We start from the raw sequence: 21,391 nt of genomic DNA, 5'->3' as shown, positions 1-21,391 counted from the left end.
ATGCACTCACAGGAGGCGTGACCCGCAATGCTCCGCACCATGCTCAAGTCCAAGATCCACCGGGCCACCGTGACCCAGGCCGACCTGCACTACGTCGGCTCGGTCACGGTGGACGAGGACCTGCTCGACGCCGCCGACCTGCTCCCCGGCGAGCTGGTCCACATCGTCGACATCAACAACGGCGCCCGGCTGGAGACGTACACCATCGCCGGCCCGCGCGGCACCGGCGTGATCGGCATCAACGGCGCCGCCGCCCGCCTGGTCCACCCGGGCGACCTCGTCATACTCATCGCCTACGGGCAGATGGACACGGCCGAGGCCAAGGGCTACGAGCCGAAGGTCGTCTTCGTGGACGAGCGGAACCGGATCACCGGCTTCGGCGGCGACCCCGCCGAGGCACCGGAGGGCAGCGGACTGCTGCGCGGTGACGAGGCGTACCGTGACGAGGACGGCGCGGCCACCACGGCCACGCGCTGAAGGAGCCACTGAGCCATGCCCGTTACGCACCGCCTCACCGCCCCGAACCCCGGGTGGACCGCCGACACCGACGTGGTCGTGGTCGGCTCCGGGGTGGCCGGCCTCACCGTCGCCCTCAACGTCCGCAAGGCCGGCCTGCGGGCCATGGTGGTCACCAAGTCGATGCTGGACGAGGGCTCGACCCGCTGGGCCCAGGGCGGCGTCGCGGCCGCCCTGGGCGAGGGGGACACCCCCGAGCAGCACCTGGACGACACCCTGGTGGCCGGCGCCGGCCTCTGTGACGAGGAGGCCGTCCGCACCCTGGTCACCGAGGGCCCGGACGCCGTCCGCCGGCTGATCGCCGCCGGCGCCCTGTTCGACCGGGGCGAGGACGGCGAGGTCATGCTGACCCGCGAGGGCGGCCACCACCGCCGCCGGATCGTGCACGCGGGCGGGGACGCGACCGGCGCCGAGATATCGCGCGCCCTGGTCGCCGCCGTCCGCACCGCCCCCGAGATCGAGCTGATCGAGCACGCGCTCGTCCTCGACCTGCTGACCGACGCCGAGGGCCACGCCGCCGGGCTGACCCTGCACGTGATGGGCGAGGGCCAGCGCGACGGCGTCGGCGCCGTCCGGGCCCGCGCGGTGGTGCTCGCCACCGGCGGCATGGGCCAGGTCTTCTCCGCCACCACCAACCCGGCGGTCTCCACCGGCGACGGCGTGGCCCTGGCCCTGCGGGCCGGCGCCGCCGTCACCGACCTGGAGTTCGTCCAGTTCCACCCCACCGTGCTGTGGCTCGGTCCGGACGCCGAGGGCCAGCAGCCGCTGGTCTCCGAGGCGGTCCGCGGCGAGGGCGCCCACCTGGTCGACGCGGACGGCGTCCGCTTCATGGTCGGGCAGCACGAGCTGGCCGAGCTGGCCCCGCGCGACGTCGTCGCCAAGGCCATCACCCGGCGCATGCAGCAGCAGGGCGCCGAGCACATGTTCCTGGACGGGCGGCACTTCGGCGCCGAGATGTGGGAGCACCGCTTCCCGACCATCCTCGCCTCCTGCCGGGCGAACGGCATCGACCCGGTCACCGAGCCGATCCCGATCTCCCCGGCCGCGCACTTCGCCTCCGGCGGCATCCGCACCGACCAGCACGGCCGCACCAGCGTCCCCGGCCTGTACGCCTGCGGCGAGGTCGCCTGCACCGGGGTGCACGGCGCCAACCGGCTGGCCTCCAACTCGCTGCTGGAGGGCCTGGTCTTCGCCGAGCGGATCGCCGCCGACCTGGCCGCCCGGAACGCGGCCGGCGAGCTGCCCGAGCGCACGGTGGACGTCGCCGCCGCGCGGGCCGCGCAGCCGGTGCCGCTGCCGCCGTCCGAGGCCCGGGCGGAGATCCAGCGGCTGATGTCGCGCGGCGCGGGCGTGGTGCGCTCGGCCGCCTCGATGGCCGACACCGCGGCCGGGCTGGCCCTGCTCGCCGAGCAGGCCCACTTCCACGTGGCCGAGGAGAAGCCGGCCGACCCCCGGGTGGAGACCTGGGAGGCCGCCAACCTGCTGCTGGTCGCCACCGCGCTGGTCGCGGCCGCCGCGCAGCGCGAGGAGACCCGCGGCTGCCACTGGCGCGAGGACTTCCCCGAGCGCGACGACGCCCACTGGCGGCGCCACCTGATCACCACCCTCGCCGCCTCCGGCGACCCCGTCAGCACCCCTGAGGAGCAGTAGAACCATGACCCACTCGCACGAGGAACTCCCGCTGGCCGACCAGGGCGGCTGCGGCGACGGCTGCGCCTGCGGGGACGGCGAAGGCTACGAGACCGGCCTGGACCCGCAGCTGGCCGAGCTGCTGGAGGAGGCCGGGCTGGACCCGATCGAGGTCGAGGACATCGCCACCCTGGCGCTGGCCGAGGACCTGGCCGGCGGCGAGGACGTCACCTCGGTGGCCACCGTGCCCGCCGACGCGGTCGCGACCGCCGACTTCACCGCCCGTCAGGCGGGCGTGGTCGCCGGCCTGCGGGTCGCCGAGGCGGTCGTCTCGCTGGTCTGCGAGGAGGAGTTCGAGGTCGAGCGGCACGTCCAGGACGGCGACCGGGTCGAGGCCGGCCAGGTGCTGCTGTCGGTGCGCTCGCGCACCCGCGACCTGCTGACCGCCGAGCGCAGCGCGCTCAACCTGCTCTGCCACCTGTCCGGCATCGCCACCGCGACCCGGGCCTGGGCGGACGCCCTGGAGGGCACCGGCGCGGTCGTCCGGGACACCCGCAAGACCACCCCGGGCCTGCGCGCGCTGCAGAAGTTCGCGGTCCGCTGCGGCGGCGGCGCCAACCACCGGATGGCGCTCTCGGACGCCGCCCTGGTGAAGGACAACCACGTGGTCGCGGCCGGCGGCGTGGCCGAGGCCTTCCGGGCCGTCCGGGCCGCGTACCCGGAGCTGCCGGTCGAGGTCGAGGTGGACGAGCTGGCGCAGATCCCGCCGGTGCTGGAGGCCGGTGCGGACCTGATCCTGCTGGACAACTTCACCGTCGACCAGCTGAAGGAGGCCGTCGCGCTGGTGGCCGGCCGGGCGAAGCTGGAGGCCTCCGGCGGACTGACCCTGGCCGACGCGCGCGAGGTCGCCCAGACTGGTGTCGACTACCTGGCCGTGGGCGCGCTGACCCACTCCTCGCCGATCCTGGACATCGGCCTGGACCTGCGCGCCTGACCGTCAGGTCGAGAGCGGTCCCTGCCCCCGACCCCGTCCCGACTCGCAGAAAGCGTCCTCGTGCTCCTCACCATCGACGTCGGCAACACCCAGACCACACTCGGCCTGTTCGACGGCGAGGAAGTGGTGGAACACTGGCGGATCTCCACCGATCCGCGTCGCACGGCCGATGAACTGGCCGTCCTGCTGCAGGGGTTGATGGGCAACCACACCGCGGTCAAGGAGGCCGCGGTGGAGGGCCTGGCGATCTGCTCCTCCGTCCCCGCCGTGCTCCACGAGCTCCGTGAGGTGACCCGCCGCTACTACGGCGACGTCCCCGCGGTGATCGTGGAGCCCGGCGTGAAGACCGGGGTGCACGTCCTGATGGACAACCCCAAGGAGGTCGGCGCGGACCGGATCGTCAACGCCCTGGCCGCCAACCACCTGTACGGCGGCCCGTGCATCGTGGTCGACTTCGGCACCGCGACCACCTTCGACGCCGTCAACGCGCGCGGCGACTACGTCGGCGGCGCGATCGCCCCCGGCATCGAGATCTCGGTCGAGGCGCTCGGCGTCCGCGGCGCCCAGCTGCGCAAGATCGAGCTGGCCCGGCCGCGCAACGTGATCGGGAAGAACACCGTCGAGGGCATGCAGTCCGGCATCCTCTACGGCTTCGCCGGGCAGGTCGACGGCCTGGTCGAGCGGATGGCCCGGGAGCTGGCCAAGGACCCGGACGACGTCCAGGTGATCGCCACCGGCGGCCTCGCCCCCCTCGTCCTCGGCGAGGCCTCCACCATCGACGTCCACGAGCCCTGGCTGACCCTGATCGGCCTGCGCCTGGTGTACGAGCGCAACCGCCCGACGGCCTGACCGCCGCTCAGCGGGCCGGCTCCCCGGGGACCGCCGGCCCGCTCGGCATGGACGGCGCCACGGCGGAAGGATTTCCCAGCGGGCCGATCGTGCGGAATTCCGCGCGACGTTACCGACAAATCGGATATTCCTCACGTAGTGTCAACCCATGCCTACGCCACACGGATCGCGCGGCGGCATGGCCTTCAGCGCCGACGAAGTCCGCGTGCTGCGCCGAGCCCTCGCCCAAGCCCTGCACCCCGCCGTCCCCGTCCACCTCCACGGGCCCGACCGGACGGCGCTCGCCGGCCCGGGCGCCGAGCTGTGGGCCGAGGACGTCCAGGACGCCCTGCGTCTGACCGAGGCGATCGACGAGGCCGTCCAGGAGGGCGGCCGACTGCGCGCCTTCCTGCTCGCCGACCTCGGCCGCTACCGGGCCGCCCTGCCCGGCAGCGCCGCCGGCTACCTGGAACGCCTCGAGGAGGCGGTGACCGACGGCTACCTCCCCGCGCCCGAGGACCTCACCGCGCTGCGCGGGCTGACCCGCCAGCCCTGCGGCCACGGCGAGCGGGCCCGCCGCTCCCGGCTCGCCGGGCGCTGCCACGCGCTGGCCGAGGCCGCCGTCCGCGAACGGCTCGCGCTCACCACCGGCCACCCCCGCCACCTGGTGGCCGTCCCGAACCCCGCCGCACCACCCAGCAGTCACCCCACCCCTGTAGGAGGACGGATCACGATGAGCAGCACCGACTCCCGGGACTCCCGCCCGGAGCAGCCCGCCGCCGCGCAGACCCCGCCCCGTCCGCACCGGATGCCCACCCCGGCCGAGCTGTTCGGCCGTCGCCCCAAGCCGCCGGCCCCGCCCGCCCCGCCCGCCGAGCGGGCCCCGGAGGAGGTCGAGCTCCGCACCGGCACCGGCTGAGCCGCCCGCACCCGCCCCGGAGGGGGGGCCGTCGACCCGACGGCCTCCCCTCCGGCGTCGTCCGGCGTCGTCCGGCGTCGTCCGGCGTTATCCGGTCGCGGAGCACCGTGTGTGGCTGGCTACCCTTGTGGGGTGAGCGATCAGAGCCTTGTCCCCGCGACCGACGACCTTCCCGAGCAGATGCGCGTCCGGCGCGAGAAGCTGGACCGGCTCCGGGCGGCCGGGGTCGACCCGTACCCGGTCGGATTCCCCCGCACCAGCACCATCGCGGACCTGCGTGCCAAGCACCCGGACCTCGAACCCGACACCGCGACCGGCGAGCGCGCCGGCATCACCGGCCGGGTGATCCTGTCCCGCACCGGCGGCAAGCTGTGCTTCGCCACCCTGCGCGACGGCACCGGCGACCTCCAGGTGATGCTCTCCCTGGACAAGCTCGGCGCCGAGCGGCTGGCGTCCTGGAAGTCCGACATCGACCTCGGCGACCAGGTCGGCGTCGAGGGCGAGGTGATCACCTCCAAGCGCGGCGAGCTGTCGGTGATGGTGGACCGCTGGGAGCTCACCGCCAAGTGCCTGCGCCCGCTGCCGGACAAGCACAAGGGCCTGACCGACCCGGAGGCCCGGGTCCGCCAGCGCTACGTCGACCTGATCGTGAACCCCGAGGCGCGCGAGATCCTGCACCTGCGCAGCAAGGTCGTCCGCTCGATCCGCCGCACCTACGAGGACCGCGGCTACATCGAGGTCGAGACCCCGATGCTCCAGCCGGTGCACGGCGGCGCCAACGCGCGTCCGTTCAAGACGCACATCAACGCGTACGACATCGACCTCTACATGCGCATCGCCCCCGAGCTGTACCTCAAGCGGCTGGTGGTCGGCGGCGCGGAGAAGGTCTTCGAGATCAACCGCAACTTCCGCAACGAGGGCGCGGACTCCACCCACAACCCGGAGTTCACCTCGCTGGAGTCGTACGAGGCCTACGGCGACTACGACACCCAGGCCGAGCTGATCCGCGCGACGATCGTCAACGCCGCCCGGGACGCCCTGGGCACCACGGTGATCAAGGGCGTGGACCCGCACGGCGTGGAGCACGAGATCGACCTGGCCGAGCCGTGGGAGGAGGTCAGCGTCTACCCGGGCATCTCCGCCCACCTGGGCGTCGAGGTCACCCCGGAGACCGGCGTCGAGGAGCTGCGCGCGCTGGCCGCCGAGCACGGCATCCCGTTCGAGAAGAACTGGGGCCACGGCCAGATCGTGCTGGAGATGGTGGAGCGCCTGCTGGAGGAGAACGCCGTCCGGCCGACCTTCATCAAGGACTACCCGACCGAGGTCTCCCCGCTGACCCGCCAGCACCGCTCGATCGCGGGCGTGGCCGAGAAGTGGGACCTGGTGATCTTCGGTACCGAGATCGGCACCGCCTACTCCGAGCTGGTCGACCCGGTCGAGCAGCGCGCCCGCCTGACCGCGCAGTCCCTGCTGGCCGCCGGCGGCGACGTCGAGGCGATGCAGGTGGACGAGGACTTCCTGCGGGCCCTGGAGTACGCGATGCCCCCGACCGGTGGCCTCGGCCTCGGCGTGGACCGCCTGATCATGCTGCTGACCGGCAAGAACATCCGGGAGACCGTGCTCTTCCCGCTGGTGAAGCCGGAGCCGAAGGCCTCCGCCGCGACGGCGGAGAAGACCGAGGAGGAGTGACCTGATGGACTACGTCAGCGCGATCGTGCCACCGCTGGTCATGGCGATCGGCTTCGGATTCCTGGTGCGGGCCATCATCCGCAGCCAGGGCGGGGCCCAGAAGGCCAAGGAAGACATCGACTGATCCGACTGACGCCGTCAGCCGCCCCGAACGACCCGCGCCGCCATTCCCGATTCCCGGGGGTGGCGGCGCGCCGGTTTGGCGCACTTCACAAGATTTGCCCCATTCACTCCCTATCCTGGCCGCACTATGGTCCGGCAACTCGGCGAACTTGAGAACGCCATCATGACCCGGGTGTGGCGGTGGAACCGACCGGTGACGGTTCGCGAGGTTCTCCTGGATCTGCAGTCGGAACGCGAAATCGCGTACACCACGGTGATGACCGTCCTGGACAAGCTGCACAGAAAGGGCTGGTTGCGCCGCGAGCGGGTCGGCCGGGCCTATCGATATGAACCGGTCTCCTCGCGTGAGGCGTACACGGCGGCTCTGATGAACGACGCCTGGGCCACCGGTGACAATCCCGCGGCCGCCCTGGTGCACTTCTTCGGCCTGATGTCGCCGGAGCAACGCGAGGCCCTCCGGGACGCGTTGCGGGTGGCGGCGTTGTTCCCGTCCGATCCAGCGGCCGATCCGCCGGCCGGGGATTCCGCCGCGGACGGCACCGATACCGGCGGCCCCGATACCGGCTCAGTGGATACCGGGGAGACCCCGCCGGGCGCGACGCGATAACGTCCCGCCATGGAGGTCACCATCCGCCGCGCGCGGACCACGGACGTACGGGCCGTACGCGGGCTCATCGACGCCTACTCGCGCGACGGCATTCTGCTCGACAAGCCCACAGTCACACTGTTCGAATCGGTCCAGGAGTTCTGGGTCGCGGAACGGGACGACAACGGTGCGGTGGTGGCCTGCGGCGCCCTGCACGTGATGTGGGAGGACCTCGCCGAGGTCCGTACGCTCGCGGTCGATCCGTCCTGCCGGGGCTTCGGGATCGGGCACGTGCTGCTGGAGAAGCTGGTGCAGACCGCGCGCTGGCTGGGCGTCCGTCGGATTTTCTGCTTGACGTTCGAGGTGCCGTTCTTCGCGAAACACGGTTTCGTCGAGATCGGGGAGCTCCAGGAAACCGATGATGGTACGACAGACCCGGCGGCGATCGCTACGGATGTCTATGAAGAACTTCTCCGCTCGTACGATGAAGGTGTCGCCGAGTTCCTTGACCTGGAGCGCGTGAAGCCCAACACACTGGGCAACTCACGCATGCTGCTGCACCTCTGAGCGACTCCGAGCCGGTCAAGGGTTTGTGTTTTCCGCAGAAAGGCGCTTTCCTTTCCTTAGGCAATGGGTCGTTTAGCGGAAAGGGAAGCCCGTGGCACAGAGGGTGCAGGTCATTCTTGAAGACGATCTCGATGGCGGTTCGGCGGACGAGACGGTGACGTTCGCGCTCGACGGCGTTGCCTACGAGATCGACCTGAAGAGCGCCAACGCGGACAAGCTGCGCGGTCTGCTGGCGCCGTACGTGGAGAAGGGCCGCAAGCAGAGCGGTCGGCTGGCCGGCCCCCGCCGTCCGGGCCGCACCCCGGCGGCGCGCCCGTCCGGCAGCGCTCCCGACACCGCGAAGGTCCGCGCGTGGGCCAAGGAGCAGGGCATGGAGGTCAACGACCGCGGCCGGGTGCCCAGCACCGTCCGCGAGGCCTACGACAAGGCCAACGTGGCCTGAGCCCGGTGCCGGCACCGGCCCGCCGGAGCGGATGCGGGGCCCCGGCGGCCGCGTACGGCGCCGACGACACACGCGCGGGGCGCGGAGGTCACACCTCCGCGCCCCGCGGCGCGCACCCGGAGGACCGCCCTGCGGCGGCCCCGGCCGGGGCGGCGGGCTCGGGCGGCGGAACAATCACGAGCTGTGCAACGCTGTAGGGGCGAAGCGGCGCAAACACCCCCGGGGGCGGACACCCCGGGACGGCGTACGACCGTCCCCGGCCACCGTCGAACCACCGTCACCGCGGCCGGACTTCTCGCCAGGCGAACACCGCCACCGCGGAAACTGCGCGAGAACCGCCCCGATACCGGGTATGAATGCAGGTGGACGGGTTCTTCGACCCGTCCAGGGGCAGCATGTGCGACCGGCTGAAGAGGGACCGGCTCCGCTCCGGCGACGCTTGTTCGCCGATGGCGTAGCGGTTTCCGGTGCATCCGGCCCACCTGTGGGAACACCGATTCCCAGCATCAGGTTGGGATTGGTGTCGGCTGGTCGCGCAGCATCTCGCTCCTCTACCGGGGAGTGAATCCGTGGGCCGCGCCGCTGAGCGGGACTAGCATGCGGAAGGACAGGGCGGGGACGGACCCCGAACTGCCCGACCGCTCTGAGGAGCGATAAACGATGTTCGAGAGGTTCACCGACCGCGCGCGGCGGGTTGTCGTCCTGGCTCAGGAAGAAGCCCGGATGCTCAACCACAACTACATCGGCACCGAGCACATCCTCCTGGGTCTGATCCACGAGGGCGAGGGCGTCGCCGCCAAGGCCCTGGAGAGCCTCGGGATTTCCCTTGAGGCCGTGCGCCAGCAGGTCGAGGAGATCATCGGCCAGGGCCAGCAGGCCCCGTCCGGTCACATTCCCTTCACCCCCCGGGCGAAGAAGGTCCTGGAGCTGTCGCTCCGGGAGGCCCTGCAGCTCGGCCACAACTACATCGGCACCGAGCACATCCTGCTCGGCCTGATCCGCGAGGGCGAGGGCGTCGCCGCCCAGGTCCTGGTGAAGCTGGGTGCCGACCTCAACCGGGTGCGCCAGCAGGTCATCCAGCTGCTCTCCGGTTACCAGACCAGCGGCGGCAAGGAGTCGGCCACGGCCGGCGGGCCCGCCGAGGGCACCCCGTCGACCTCGCTGGTCCTGGACCAGTTCGGGCGCAACCTCACCCAGGCCGCCCGCGAGGCCAAGCTCGACCCGGTCATCGGGCGCGAGAAGGAAATCGAGCGGGTCATGCAGGTGCTGTCCCGCCGCACCAAGAACAACCCGGTCCTGATCGGTGAGCCCGGCGTCGGCAAGACCGCCGTGGTCGAGGGCCTGGCGCAGGCGATCGTCAAGGGCGAGGTCCCGGAGACGCTCAAGGACAAGCAGCTCTACACGCTGGACCTGGGCGCCCTGGTGGCCGGCTCGCGCTACCGCGGTGACTTCGAGGAGCGCCTGAAGAAGGTGCTCAAGGAGATCCGCACCCGCGGCGACATCATCCTGTTCATCGACGAGCTGCACACCCTGGTCGGCGCGGGCGCCGCCGAGGGCGCCATCGACGCCGCCAGCATCCTCAAGCCGATGCTGGCCCGCGGCGAGCTGCAGACCATCGGTGCCACCACCCTGGACGAGTACCGCAAGCACCTGGAGAAGGACGCCGCGCTGGAGCGCCGCTTCCAGCCGATCCAGGTCGCCGAGCCCTCGCTGCCGCACACCATCGAGATCCTCAAGGGTCTGCGCGACCGCTACGAGGCCCACCACCGGGTCTCCATCACGGACGCCGCCCTGGTCGCCGCCGCCACCCTGGCCGACCGGTACATCTCGGACCGCTTCCTGCCGGACAAGGCGATCGACCTGATCGACGAGGCCGGCTCCCGAATGCGCATCCGCCGGATGACCGCGCCGCCGGACCTGCGCGAGTTCGACGAGAAGATCGCCGACGTGCGCCGCGAGAAGGAGAGCGCGATCGACGCGCAGGACTTCGAGAAGGCCGCGTCCCTGCGCGACGACGAGAAGCAGCTCCTGCAGGCCAAGGCCAAGCGCGAGAAGGAGTGGAAGGCCGGCGACATGGACGTCGTCGCGGAGGTCAACGAGGAGCTCATCGCCGAGGTCCTGGCCACCGCCACCGGCATCCCGGTCTTCAAGCTGACCGAGGAGGAGACCTCCCGGCTGCTGCGCATGGAGGACGAGCTGCACAAGCGCGTCATCGGCCAGAAGGACGCCATCAAGGCGCTCTCCCAGGCCATCCGGCGCACCCGTGCGGGCCTCAAGGACCCGAAGCGCCCCGGCGGTTCGTTCATCTTCGCCGGCCCGTCCGGCGTCGGTAAGACCGAACTGTCCAAGACGCTCGCCGAGTTCCTCTTCGGCGACGAGGACGCGCTGATCGCGCTCGACATGTCCGAGTTCTCCGAGAAGCACACCGTCTCCCGGCTGTTCGGCTCCCCGCCCGGGTACGTGGGCTACGAGGAGGGCGGCCAGCTGACCGAGAAGGTCCGCCGCAAGCCGTTCTCGGTCGTCCTCTTCGACGAGGTCGAGAAGGCCCACCCGGACATCTTCAACTCGCTGCTGCAGATCCTGGAGGACGGTCGCCTGACCGACTCCCAGGGCCGCGTGGTCGACTTCAAGAACACCGTCATCATCATGACGACCAACCTCGGCACCCGGGACATCTCCAAGGGCTTCAACCTGGGCTTCGCGGCCACGGGTGACACCCAGACCGGGTACGAGCGGATGAAGGCGAAGGTCGGCGAGGAGCTCAAGCAGCACTTCCGCCCCGAGTTCCTGAACCGCGTCGACGACATCGTGGTGTTCCACCAGCTGTCCGAGGACGACATCATCCAGATCGTCGACCTGATGATCGACAAGGTGGACGAGCGGCTCAAGGACAAGGACATGGGCCTGGAGCTCAGCGTCGAGGCCAAGAAGCTGCTGGCCAAGCGCGGCTACGACCCGATCCTGGGTGCCCGTCCGCTGCGCCGCACCATCCAGCGCGAGATCGAGGACCACCTCTCCGAGAAGATCCTCTTCGGCGAGCTGCGGGCCGGCCACATCGTGGTCGTCGACGTGGACGGCGAGGGCAAGGAAGCCAAGTTCACCTTCCGCGGTGAGGAGAAGTCGGCCGTCGCGGACACCCCGGCCGCGGTCGCTTCGTCCGGTCCGGACCTGACGAAGTAGAGCAACATTTAACAGACAACTTCACAGCCACCGAGCCCCCGGCGTTCGCGCCGGGGGCTCGGTGCGTTCCGGGTGCCGGCGCAGGGCCCGGACCTGGCCTTCTCTCACGCACCGTCAGCTGACGGGAAATCGGCGAGCATAGCGCCGTGGCCATGTCACGGTCAAGGTCTATCTTTTCCGTCTCCACTTCGGTCAAATGACGTCCACCTGTCTTTCATATTGGTTTACCGGGCCTTGGCCAAGAGTCGGCTCGGTCGGGGAGGGCGTCACAACGTTGAAGACCACCAGGAGAGCTGCCGCGGTCACCACCGCGGCGGCGGTCATAGTCACGCTCGGCGCGGGTCTGTTCCCGAGCAGCGCCGTCGCGTCCGGCTCGGCACCGGTTCCGAAGGACCCGGCCGACGCCGTCCAGGCCGTCAACACCGAGCACAACATCCCGGGCCCGCTGACCGCCAAGGTCGAGGCGGAGAAGAAGGCCGCCACCGAGCAGCTGCTCAACGGCACCGCCCAGGTCGAAGAGCACAACGGCAGCACCAGCGTGAAGCTCGGCAAGGACAAGTACGTCGAGCTCCCGCGTGAGCGCTCGGACAAGATCTTCACGATCCTGGTCGACTTCGGCGACCAGGTCGACAACACCACCAAGACCGCCGACGGCAAGGTCAAGTACGGTGGCGAGCCCGGCCCCAAGCACAACGAGATCGCAGCGCCCGACCGCGCCACGAACAACTCGACCGCCTGGCAGGCCGATTACAGCCAGCAGCACTACCAGGACCTGTACTTCGCCAAGGACAAGCCCTCGCTGAAGACCTTCTACGAGAAGCAGTCCTCGGGCCGCTACACGGTCGACGGCGTGGTCTCGGACTGGGTCCGGGTGCCGTGGAACGAGGCCCGGTACGGCTCCGACTTCTGCGGCTCCAACGTCTGCTCCAGCGCCCAGGACCTGATCCGCGACGCCGTCGACATCTGGTACAAGGACCAGCTGGCGAAGGGTCAGACCAAGGACCAGATCAAGGCGACGCTGGCCTCGTACGACCAGTGGGACCGCTACGGGTCGCACCACGACGGGAACTTCAACCAGCCCGACGGGTACATCGACCACTTCCAGATCGTGCACGCCGGCGAGGACAAGTCGGCCGGTGGCGGCAAGCAGGGCAGCAAGGCCCTGTGGGCGCACCGCTCGTACGTCTACGGCAACCTGACCGGCCAGGCCGGTCCGGACAACAACAAGCTCGGCGGCGTCCAGGTCGGTGACTCCGGCTTCTGGATCGGCGACTACACGATGCAGCCGGAGAACGGCGGCCTCGGCGTCTTCGCCCACGAGTACGGCCACGACCTCGGTCTGCCGGACCTCTACGACACCGCCGGCAAGGGCATCGACAACTCGGTCGGATTCTGGTCCCTGATGTCCTCCGGGTCCTGGCTCGGCGAGGGCAAGGACAGCATCGGCGACATGCCGAACGACCTCGACGCCTGGAGCAAGTACCAGCTCGGCTGGCTGAAGGCCGACCGCGCCAAGGCGGGCACCGAGTCGACCCACCACATCGGCCCGGTCGAGTACAACACCAACCTTCCGCAGGCGCTGATCGTCGACCTGCCGAAGAAGAGCATCACCACCGACATCAACAAGCCCTTCGGTGGCAACAGCGAGTGGTGGAGCGGCAGCGCCGACAACCTCAACGTCACGCTGACCCGCGACATCGACCTGACCGGCAAGGCCAAGGCCAGCATCAACGCCAAGGCCTGGTACGAGCTGGAGCAGGACTTCGACTACGCCTTCGGTGAGGTCTCCACCGACGGCGGCAAGAACTGGACCGTGGTGGACGGCACCTGGAACGGCGCCGCGCTGCCCAAGGAGAACGGCCGCCCGGCCGTCAGCGGCCTGACCGCCGCCTGGGGCGACCTGTCGTTCAACCTGGACGCCTACGCCGGCAAGAAGATCCAGTTCCGCTACCACAACACCACCGACGGCGGTCTGCACTACCGCGGCTTCGCGGTGGACAACATCGCGGTGGTCGCCGACGGCGCCACCGTGTTCAGCGACGACGTGGAGAACGGCGACAACGGCTGGACCGCCGCCGGCTTCACCCGCTTCGGCGGCTCGTACACCAAGGACTACGCGCAGTACTACATCGCGGAGAACAAGCAGTACGTGTCGTTCGACCAGACGCTGAAGACCGGCCCGTACAACTTCGGTTCGGCCGCCAAGCCCAACTGGGTCGAGCACTACGCGTACCAGCCCGGCCTGCTGATCTGGTACTGGGACGAGTCGCAGACCGACAACAACGTCAGCGCCCACCCGGGCCACGGCCTGGTGCTGCCGGTCGACTCGCACCCGACCCCGATCAAGTGGTCGGACGGCACCCTGATGCGTCCGCGCATGCAGGGCTTCGACTCGACCTTCGGTTCGCGCCGTGTCCCGGCGCTGACCCTGCACAAGGCCGACGTCGAGACGGTCATCCCGAAGTCCAAGGGCGTCGACGAGTTCAACGACCTGAAGTCCTGGTGGTCCAAGGACGACCAGTACGCCGGTGTCGACGTGCCGAAGACCGGCACCAGCATCGAGGTCGAGAACGAGTCCGCGAACTACCTGGAGACCTGGATCCGGGTCCGCCCGGTCGACAACTGATCGTCCTGACGGTCAGGCCGTGATCGCGCGGCACTGAAGTCTCCACGTCCGGCCCGCCCCCGCCACCGCGCGGGGGCGGGCCGGACGCTTTTCGGCGGTAGGCGGCACCGGGCGGCCCCCGGCTGAAACCCCGGCGCCGGGTGGCGCTGGTCACAGCGGTTCGGCGAGGTACGACCGGGCCTAGTAGCCGGGCGGTCGGGATTCCGGGGGCGGGCCGGCCGGGCCCCGACCATCCGATCCCATGATCACTGCGCCGTCGGCCCGATTCCCCGCCGCCACAGCGACTACACGGGGTAGTACATCGCCGCGTTTGGGGCTGCACTCGGTGCCGGTTAAAGCTGAGTGGCCCCCGGCTCAGCGAAGCGCCCGACCATGCGCTTCCTGCCGCCCCCGTCCGACCGTGAGGTACGACCGCGATGTCCACCGTTCCGCCCGTGGGGCCGGCCCTGCGCCGGCTCGCCGTCCGCGCGACGGCCCAGGCGGCCGACTGGCAGCCGCGGATCCGCCACGTCGTCCGCACCCACGCCGCGCCGCCGCTGCGCGCGCTCGCCACCCCCCGGCACGCCACCCTGCCCGGCAGCCGACAGCGGGCCGAGCGCGACCACGCGGTGGTCTCGGCCGGGGCGACCGCGGTGCTGCTGGCGGGCCTGCTGCTGGTCGCCGCACCGGGCAGCGCCTCGGCGCAGACCGTGCTGCCGACCACTCCTGGCAGCTCGGCCTTCACCGCCCCGCAGGCGCGGGTGCCCGACCCGGGCGTGGTGCAGGTGGCCGGGCCGAGCCCGTACAAGCTGCCGGACGACGCCGCTTCGGCCCAGGCCTTCGTGGCGGTGGCGCCCAACCTGCTGCCGCTCGACCCGCCGGCCGCGCAGCCCGCGCCCGGGGACCAGCCCGCCCAGCAGCCGGCCGCCGCGCCCGCTCCGGACTGGTCGGCCCCGGCGCCGGACGCGCCGACCAGCAATCCGTACGGGGTGGCCAACTCCGAGTACGCCGCCGGGTACCACACCGGAGTTGACTTCGCGGTGGCCCCGGGCACGCCGGTGCTGGCGGTCGGCGACGCCACCGTGGTGTCGGCCGGCTGGGACGGCGCGTACGGCAAGGAGGTCGTCCTGCGGCTCGCCGACGGGCACTTCGCGCAGTACGCGCACCTGTCCGCGCTCTCGGTGTCGCCCGGCGCCCGGGTGTCGGCGGGTCAGCGGGTCGGACTGTCCGGGAGCACCGGCAACTCCACCGGGCCGCACCTGCACTTCGAGATCCGCACCAGCAACCGCTACGGCTCGGTGGTCGACCCGATCGCCTACCTCTCCGGGCACGGCGTCACGGCGTTCTAGGCGACCGGTCCCGGCCGTCGGCTGATCAGTCGGTGTCGCGGGCCGGGTGGCCGGTGATCCGGCCGCTGATCTCCAGCGCGACCTCCCTGGCCGCTTCGAGCGCCTCGTCCAGCTCCGCGTGCGGCACCTTCTCGCCCCACACGTTCACGACGTCGCCGCCGTCCACGGTGTCCTGCTTGAGCAGGAAGAACGCCGTGTGCGCGGTGAACAGCGCCATGGTGGCCCGCAGCCGGTCGCGGAACTCCGCCTCCGGCCCGTGCACCAGCTGCATCATGGTGATCACGCGCTCCCGGAAGGCCAGCCCGGCCGGGGACTCGCGCAGCGCCGGCTGGTTCTCGTGGAAGAAGCGCAGCAGCGGGGCCCGCTCGGCCATCCCGTCCGCGTAACGTCGGATCATCTCGTCGCGCATCTCCGGGCTCCAGGTCTTCTGCTCCCGGCCCCACGCGATGATCTCGTCGATCGGCGCGGCCATCCGCTCGACGATGCCCAGGACGATGTCGTCCTTGGTCTTGAAGTGGTAGTAGAGCGCGGCCTTGGTGACGCCCAGGCGGTCGGCGATCTCGCGCAGCGAGGTCTGCTCGTAGCCCTGCTCCGAGAAGAGCTCCAACGACACCTCGATGATGCGAGCCCGGGTGTCGCTGCGGGGGCTGTGCGGAGTGCCCATGGCCTGCCTCATGACTGCGTCGGTGACTACTGCTGCTGCGGACTCCAGGGTGGTGTCCGCCCCGGGTTCATTCTCCCTGCCCAGGCGCCCGGTCTTAAAACTGGCTTGACGACCGGCTAGGAAACAACTTACCGTGCCGACGATCGATAAACTAGCCGGGCGTCAAGTAAGTGAGCCGTCGCACGGCGCGAAGCCCGTCCGAAGCACCCCTCCGGGAGACCCCACCCCATGTCACAGTCCAAGACCGCCGGCCCGGTACCGGAGGACAAGGCGACCGAGGAGGAACAGCCGCGGTCACCCCGCGAGATCCGCCTCGTGATGGTCGGCTTGGTCGTCACGATGCTGCTGGCCATGCTCGACAACCTGATCGTCGGCACCGCGATGCCCACGATCGTCCACGACCTCGGCGGTGCCGAGCACCTGTCCTGGGTGGTCACCGCCTACACCCTGGCCACCGCCGCCTCCACTCCGATCTGGGGCAAGCTGGGCGATCTCTACGGCCGCAAGGGCACCTTCCTCACCTCGATCGTGATCTTCCTGGTGGGCTCGGCACTGTCCGGCCTGTCCCAGAACATGAACGAGCTGATCGGCTTCCGCGCCGTGCAGGGCCTCGGCGCCGGCGGTCTGATGGTCGGCGTCATGTCGATCATGGGCGCGCTCGTCCCGCCGCGTGAGCGCGGCAAGTACCAGGGCATGTTCGCCGCGGTGATGGCCCTGGCCACCATCGGCGGCCCGCTCGCCGGCGGCTTCCTCACCGACCACCTGAGCTGGCACTGGATCTTCTACATCAACCTGCCGCTCGGCGTCATCGCGCTCGCCGTCGTGACCGTCACCCTCAAGCTGCCGAAGATCCGCAGCACCGCCCGGATCGACTACGCCGGCGCGATCCTGCTGACCGTCGGCATCACCTCGCTGGTGCTGCTGACCACCTGGGGCGGCCAGCAGTACGCCTGGGGCTCCAAGGAGATCCTCGGCCTGGGCGCGCTCGCCGTCGCCTCGCTGATCGCGTTCTGCTACGTGGAGCAGCGGGTCGAGGAGCCGATGCTGCCGCTGAGCCTGTTCAAGAACCTGAACTTCACGATGGTCTCGATCATCGGCTTCATCGTAGGCTTCGTGATGTTCGGCTCGACCGTCTTCCTCCCGCTCTTTCAGCAGACGGTCCAAGGCGCCTCCGCGACCAACTCCGGACTGCTGCTGATGCCGATGATGCTCGGCATGCTGGTGATCTCGCTGGTGGTCGGCCAGGTCGTGACCAAGACCGGCAAGTACCGGATCTTCCCGATCGTCGGCACCATCGTGATGACCGTGGGCATGTACCTGCTCTCCACCATGGGCGTCGGGACCTCCAGCTTCACCTCGGCCTGCTGGATGGTCGTGCTCGGCGCCGGCATGGGCTTCCTGATGCAGATCACCATGCTGCTCGCGCAGAACAGCGCGGAGCTCAAGGACATGGGCGTGGCCAGCTCCACCGCCACGCTCTTTCGCACCATCGGCGGTTCCTTCGGTGTCGCGCTGTTCGGCGCGCTGTTCAACAACCGGGTGACGGACACCATGAAGGAGATGCTGGCCGGGAAGCCGCTGCCTCCGGGTGGCATGAAGGACCCGAGCCAGATGAGCCTGACCGAGCTGCGTCAGCAGCCCGAGTACCTCCAGGACGCCTACAACCACGCGGTGTCCAACGGCACGCACACCGTCTTCCTGTTGGGCGCGGGCGTGGCGATCATCGCGCTGGCCGCCGCCGTGTTCATCCGCCAGGTGCCGCTGCGCGGCTCCGGCCCCGCCGAGAAGCCGGCCGAGGCCTCGCTGGAGGCGGCGGCCCTCTGACGGCCGCCCATGGACGACGGCGCCCCCGGGAAGGGATCTCCCGGGGGCGCCGTCTCGTCGTGTCGCGGGTTACTGCGGCAGGCGGTAGACGCCCTGCTCGACCGGCTCGACCAGACCGTCCGCGACCAGGCCGTCCAGGGCCCGGGCCCGCTGCACCGCGTCCGGCCAGACCGCGTCCAGCCGGGCCTGCGGCACCGTGCCGTGCGCCTCGCGCAGCACCGCGAGCAGCTTGCCGCGCACCTGGCGGTCGGTGCCCTCGTAGGTCTGCCCGCGCCGGGCCGGGCCCTCGTACGGCGGGCGGCCGGCCCGCTGCCAGGCGCAGACGGTGAACAGCGGGCAGTCCCCGCACTCCGGGCCGCGGGCGGTGCAGACCAGGGCGCCCAGCTCCATCACGCCGACCGCCCAGGTGGCGGCCGTCCCGGAGTCCTCGGGCAGCAGGGCGGTCGCGGTGCGGCGCTCGGCGGCGGTGGTGGCGGTGGCCGGGTACTCGACGCCGGTCACCGCGCGGGCGAAGACCCGGCGGACGTTGGTGTCCAGCACCACGTGCCGCTGCTGGAAGGCGAAGGAGGCGACCGCGGCGGCGGTGTACTCCCCCACCCCGGGCAGCGAGAGCAGCGTGGCGTGGTCGTCCGGGACCTCGCCGCCGTGCTCCTCGGTGATCGCCACGGCGGCCGCGTGCAGGCGCAGTGCGCGGCGCGGGTAGCCCAGCCGGCCCCACATCCGGACCGCCTCGCCGGGCGCCTCGGCGGCCAGGTCGGCCGGGGCGGGCCAGCGGGTCATCCAGGCCTGCCAGGCGGGCAGCACCCGCTTCACCGGGGTCTGCTGGAGCATGAACTCGCTGACCATGACCGCCCAGGGCGTCGCGTCGGGGGTCCGCCAGGGCAGGTCGCGCTTGCTGGCCTCGTACCAGTCGATGACGGTCGAGTGCAGCAGCGGCAGGGGCAGCGGCAGCGAGGGGGCGGCTTCGGCGGCGGTGATGGCAGTCATGGCCCTTCGATCCTCCCACGGTCGCGGATCCGGGCCGAAGTGGATGCCATGGTTCCGGATGAACCGGTTCCGCCCCGGAAATCCGGGTTCGGCAACTCCCTCGAACGGATCAAATGGCGGATCATGTGAAAGAAGGGGCGACTGTGCGGTGTTGGTGAGTCAATCGCCACACGCAGTCTCGTAGAGTTTGATCGTGCCCTCTTTGCGTCAACCCGTGGGACCGCTGCCGGCCTCGATCTACTGGCGTCGGCGCGTCGTCGTGCTCGTCGCCGTCGCGGCGGTCGTCGCCCTGATCGCCTGGCTGATGACCGATCAGGGCGGGGGCGGTGACGGCTCACAGAGCAAGGCCGCGCAGGCCGTACCCTCCCAGTCCCAGAGCCAAACGCCCGCTCAGGCGATCACGCCCGGCGCCTCGCCGAGCGGCCCCGCGGCGCACCCGGCCGGCGGCGGCTCCGGCGGCGGGCCGGTGGCCAGCGGCGGCGGCAGCGAGGTCGGCCTCAGCGGCGGCGCTACGGGCGGCGGCGGAACCGGTGGAGCCGGCGGGGCCGGTGGCCCGGGCGGCGCGACCGGCTCCGGTGCTGCGGGCGGCGCGGGCGGTACGGGCGGCTCCGGTGGCGGTGCCCCGGCGCCGGGCGGTACCGGCGGCTCGGGCGGCGGCGCCCCGGCGGTGAACACCGCCGAGGTGATGGCGCTTCCGGTGTGCTCCTCCCAGCAGGTCGCCCTGGAGCTGGCCGGCACCCAGAACTCGTACCAGCCCAAGGACAAGCCCAAGCTGGCCCTGACGGTCAAGAACTCCTCCGGCGCCAACTGCCGGGTGGACCTGGGCCGCACCGCCTCCGTGATCACGGTCAGCAGCGGCAGCAACAACGACCGGGTCTGGTCCTCCGGCGACTGCCCGCCCGACAAGGGCAACATCTGGGTGCAGATCCCGGCGAACGGCAGCCAGACCGAGACCTTCACCTGGGACCGCAGCCGCAGCAAGCCGCAGTGCGCGACCGCCGACCAGACGGCCCCGGCGAACGGGACGTACGTGGTGCTCGCGGAGCTCACCGGGCTCTCGGGCGACAAGGTGTCGGCCCGGACCTCGATCCGACTGGACAACTGAACGTCCGTCACACCCCGGGTGTGAAGCCCCCACGGAGCCCCCGACCGCCGAGCGGTCGGGGGCTCCGCGCGTCGGCCCGTCATCCGCGCGTCAGCCCGTCAGGAGTCCGGGGGCCCGTCAGGAGTCCGGGGGCCGGGAACGCGGAACGGCCCCCGGGGAAGCGTTTCTCCCGGGGGCCGTCCGTGGTCGGTCGCGCGTCCGTCAGACGTAGCGCTCCAGGATGGACGATTCGGCAAGGCGGGACAGGCCCTCCCGGACCGAGCGGGCCCGGGTCTCGCCGACGCCCTCGACCGTCTGCAGGTCGTCGATGCTGGCGGCGAGCAGCTTCTGCAGGCCGCCGAAGTGCTCGACCAGGCGCTCTATCACCGTGTTGGGCAGGCGCGGGATCTTCGCCAGCAGGCGGTAGCCGCGCGGGGAGACGGCGGAGTCCAGGGACTCCGGCGTGCCGGAGTAGCCGAGCGCCTTGGCGACCGTCTGCAGGTCCAGCAGCTCGGCGTGGGTGAGCGCCTCCAGGTCGGCCAGCACCTCGGTGACCGTGCGGCCCTTCTTGGCGGCGCGCTCCGGGAAGTAGTCCCGGGCGACCAGTTCGCGCTCCGGCTCCACGCCCGCGATCAGCTCGTCCAGCTGGAGCGAGAGCAGGCGGCCGTCGATGCCGAGCTCCAGCACGTAGCCGGCGATCTCGGTGGCGATCAGCCGGACCATCTCCAGCCGCTGGGCCACGGCGGTGACGTCCCGGACCGTCACCAGGTCCTCGATCTCCAGCGCGGAGAGCGTGCCGGCCACCTCGTCCAGGCGCAGCTTGTAGCGCTCCAGGGTGGCCAGCGCCTGGTTGGCGCGGGAGAGGACGGTGGTGGAGTCCTCCAGCACCCGGCGGGTGCCGTTGACGTACATGGCGATCAGCCGCATCGAGTGCGAGACCGCGACCACCGGATAGCCGGTCTGCCGGTTGACCCGCTCCGCGGTGCGGTGGCGGGTGCCGGTCTCGTCGGTGGGGATGGTGGAGTCCGGCATCAGGTGGACGCCGGCCCGGACGATCTTGGTGATGTCCTTGTCCAGCACCACCGCGCCGTCGAGCTTGCACAGCTCGCGCAGGCGGGTCGCGCTGAACTCGACGTCCAGGACGAAGCCGCCGGTGCAGATCGGCTCGACGGTCTTGTCGAAGCCCAGCACGATCAGGCCGCCGGTGTTGGCCCGCAGGACCCGTTCCAGGCCGTCACGAAGCGCGGTACCGGGCGCGATGGCGGTGAGGGAGGCCCGCAGCAGGGCCTCCTCACGGGAGGCCTTGTCCGCCCCCCGGTCGCTGGCTGCCACGTGACTCCTCCGGTCGACCCCGTGCCGCGCGCCTCGCGCCGTGCGCCGGTCCGCGGTCTGTTGCTCTGTCGCT

Annotated in this window: 17 protein-coding genes; 14 read left to right on the top strand and 3 right to left on the bottom strand. The window is 71.0% G+C overall.

The window, feature by feature from the left end; all coding sequences use genetic code 11:
* Nucleotides 1-27: 27 nt before the first annotated feature.
* The 12 genes from panD (at nt 28) to ACFVXG_RS12110 (ending at nt 15,427) form a co-directional block, all read left to right on the top strand.
* The gene (gene panD, locus ACFVXG_RS12165; RefSeq protein WP_350507701.1) at nt 28-477 is read left to right on the top strand and encodes an aspartate 1-decarboxylase; all 450 of its coding nucleotides are present in this window, start codon (nt 28-30) and stop codon (nt 475-477) included.
* Nucleotides 478-492: 15 nt separating this feature from the next.
* Nucleotides 493-2,166 (top strand): L-aspartate oxidase, encoded by a 1,674-nt coding sequence (locus ACFVXG_RS12160; RefSeq protein ID WP_387926732.1) that lies wholly within the window; start codon nt 493-495, stop codon nt 2,164-2,166.
* 4 nt (nt 2,167-2,170) lie between these two features.
* Complete coding sequence (gene nadC, locus ACFVXG_RS12155; protein ID WP_350507703.1) at nt 2,171-3,139, top strand: carboxylating nicotinate-nucleotide diphosphorylase; 969 nt, start codon at nt 2,171-2,173, stop codon at nt 3,137-3,139.
* A 60-nt stretch (nt 3,140-3,199) separates the two neighbouring features.
* The gene (locus ACFVXG_RS12150; RefSeq protein ID WP_387926730.1) at nt 3,200-3,988 is read left to right on the top strand and encodes a type III pantothenate kinase; all 789 of its coding nucleotides are present in this window, start codon (nt 3,200-3,202) and stop codon (nt 3,986-3,988) included.
* 148 nt (nt 3,989-4,136) lie between these two features.
* Nucleotides 4,137-4,886, top strand: coding sequence for a hypothetical protein (locus tag ACFVXG_RS12145; protein WP_387926729.1), 750 nt, complete (start codon nt 4,137-4,139; stop codon nt 4,884-4,886).
* A gap of 132 nt (nt 4,887-5,018) precedes the next feature.
* Nucleotides 5,019-6,575, top strand: a complete 1,557-nt coding sequence (gene lysX, locus ACFVXG_RS12140) for a bifunctional lysylphosphatidylglycerol synthetase/lysine--tRNA ligase LysX (protein ID WP_387926727.1) — start codon at nt 5,019-5,021, stop codon at nt 6,573-6,575.
* Nucleotides 6,576-6,825: 250 nt separating this feature from the next.
* On the top strand, nt 6,826-7,305 hold the full coding sequence (locus ACFVXG_RS12135; RefSeq protein WP_387926725.1) for a BlaI/MecI/CopY family transcriptional regulator: 480 nt from the start codon (nt 6,826-6,828) through the stop codon (nt 7,303-7,305).
* A 9-nt stretch (nt 7,306-7,314) separates the two neighbouring features.
* Nucleotides 7,315-7,851 (top strand): amino-acid N-acetyltransferase, encoded by a 537-nt coding sequence (locus ACFVXG_RS12130; protein WP_375881681.1) that lies wholly within the window; start codon nt 7,315-7,317, stop codon nt 7,849-7,851.
* 91 nt (nt 7,852-7,942) lie between these two features.
* Nucleotides 7,943-8,293 carry an Lsr2 family protein gene (locus ACFVXG_RS12125; RefSeq protein WP_387926723.1) on the top strand — a complete coding sequence of 117 codons (351 nt, stop codon included), beginning with the start codon at nt 7,943-7,945 and terminating at the stop codon, nt 8,291-8,293.
* 660 nt (nt 8,294-8,953) lie between these two features.
* On the top strand, nt 8,954-11,473 hold the full coding sequence (locus tag ACFVXG_RS12120) for an ATP-dependent Clp protease ATP-binding subunit (RefSeq protein ID WP_350627582.1): 2,520 nt from the start codon (nt 8,954-8,956) through the stop codon (nt 11,471-11,473).
* Nucleotides 11,474-11,747: 274 nt separating this feature from the next.
* Entirely contained in the window at nt 11,748-14,099 is a 2,352-nt protein-coding gene (locus tag ACFVXG_RS12115; protein WP_387926721.1) for an immune inhibitor A domain-containing protein, read from the top strand.
* Nucleotides 14,100-14,515: 416 nt separating this feature from the next.
* A complete protein-coding gene (locus ACFVXG_RS12110; RefSeq protein ID WP_387926719.1) occupies nt 14,516-15,427 on the top strand; it encodes a M23 family metallopeptidase in 912 nt (303 codons plus the stop codon).
* A 25-nt stretch (nt 15,428-15,452) separates the two neighbouring features.
* Here ACFVXG_RS12110 and ACFVXG_RS12105 read toward each other — a convergent pair whose 3' ends face one another.
* Nucleotides 15,453-16,091, bottom strand: a complete 639-nt coding sequence (locus tag ACFVXG_RS12105) for a TetR/AcrR family transcriptional regulator (protein ID WP_387926717.1) — start codon at nt 16,089-16,091, stop codon at nt 15,453-15,455.
* 228 nt (nt 16,092-16,319) lie between these two features.
* Here ACFVXG_RS12105 and ACFVXG_RS12100 point away from each other — a divergent pair, with 228 nt between their 5' ends.
* Complete coding sequence (locus tag ACFVXG_RS12100) at nt 16,320-17,915, top strand: MDR family MFS transporter (RefSeq protein WP_387926715.1); 1,596 nt, start codon at nt 16,320-16,322, stop codon at nt 17,913-17,915.
* 69 nt (nt 17,916-17,984) lie between these two features.
* On the opposite strand, the gene ACFVXG_RS12095 is transcribed toward ACFVXG_RS12100, so the two are convergent.
* Entirely contained in the window at nt 17,985-18,902 is a 918-nt protein-coding gene (locus ACFVXG_RS12095) for an A/G-specific adenine glycosylase (protein ID WP_387926714.1), read from the bottom strand.
* A gap of 214 nt (nt 18,903-19,116) precedes the next feature.
* On the opposite strand from ACFVXG_RS12095, the gene ACFVXG_RS12090 reads away from it, so the two are divergent.
* A complete protein-coding gene (locus tag ACFVXG_RS12090) occupies nt 19,117-20,007 on the top strand; it encodes a hypothetical protein (RefSeq protein ID WP_387926712.1) in 891 nt (296 codons plus the stop codon).
* 201 nt (nt 20,008-20,208) lie between these two features.
* Here ACFVXG_RS12090 and disA read toward each other — a convergent pair whose 3' ends face one another.
* Nucleotides 20,209-21,267, bottom strand: coding sequence for a DNA integrity scanning diadenylate cyclase DisA (disA, locus tag ACFVXG_RS12085; protein ID WP_350507754.1), 1,059 nt, complete (start codon nt 21,265-21,267; stop codon nt 20,209-20,211).
* Nucleotides 21,268-21,391 lie beyond the last annotated feature (124 nt).

The organism is Kitasatospora sp. NPDC058162 (assembly GCF_042884005.1).
Lineage (GTDB): Bacteria > Actinomycetota > Actinomycetes > Streptomycetales > Streptomycetaceae > Kitasatospora.
The sequence above is the reverse complement of the archived record's forward strand: the minus strand, read 5'-3'. Positions and strand labels throughout refer to the sequence as shown.

What these genes read in the sequence shown, in the direction of transcription:
- nadC (WP_350507703.1), top strand. Translation starts at nt 2,171, where the DNA reads ATGACCCACTCGCACGAGGAACTCCCGCTGGCCGACCAGGGCGGCTGC.
- panD (WP_350507701.1), top strand. Translation starts at nt 28, where the DNA reads ATGCTCCGCACCATGCTCAAGTCCAAGATCCACCGGGCCACCGTGACC.
- ACFVXG_RS12160 (WP_387926732.1), top strand. Translation starts at nt 493, where the DNA reads ATGCCCGTTACGCACCGCCTCACCGCCCCGAACCCCGGGTGGACCGCC.
- ACFVXG_RS12110 (WP_387926719.1), top strand. Translation starts at nt 14,516, where the DNA reads ATGTCCACCGTTCCGCCCGTGGGGCCGGCCCTGCGCCGGCTCGCCGTC.
- ACFVXG_RS12105 (WP_387926717.1), bottom strand. Translation starts at nt 16,091, where the DNA reads ATGGGCACTCCGCACAGCCCCCGCAGCGACACCCGGGCTCGCATCATC.
- ACFVXG_RS12095 (WP_387926714.1), bottom strand. Translation starts at nt 18,902, where the DNA reads ATGACTGCCATCACCGCCGCCGAAGCCGCCCCCTCGCTGCCGCTGCCC.
- ACFVXG_RS12130 (WP_375881681.1), top strand. Translation starts at nt 7,315, where the DNA reads ATGGAGGTCACCATCCGCCGCGCGCGGACCACGGACGTACGGGCCGTA.
- ACFVXG_RS12135 (WP_387926725.1), top strand. Translation starts at nt 6,826, where the DNA reads ATGGTCCGGCAACTCGGCGAACTTGAGAACGCCATCATGACCCGGGTG.
- ACFVXG_RS12145 (WP_387926729.1), top strand. Translation starts at nt 4,137, where the DNA reads ATGCCTACGCCACACGGATCGCGCGGCGGCATGGCCTTCAGCGCCGAC.
- ACFVXG_RS12100 (WP_387926715.1), top strand. Translation starts at nt 16,320, where the DNA reads ATGTCACAGTCCAAGACCGCCGGCCCGGTACCGGAGGACAAGGCGACC.
- ACFVXG_RS12120 (WP_350627582.1), top strand. Translation starts at nt 8,954, where the DNA reads ATGTTCGAGAGGTTCACCGACCGCGCGCGGCGGGTTGTCGTCCTGGCT.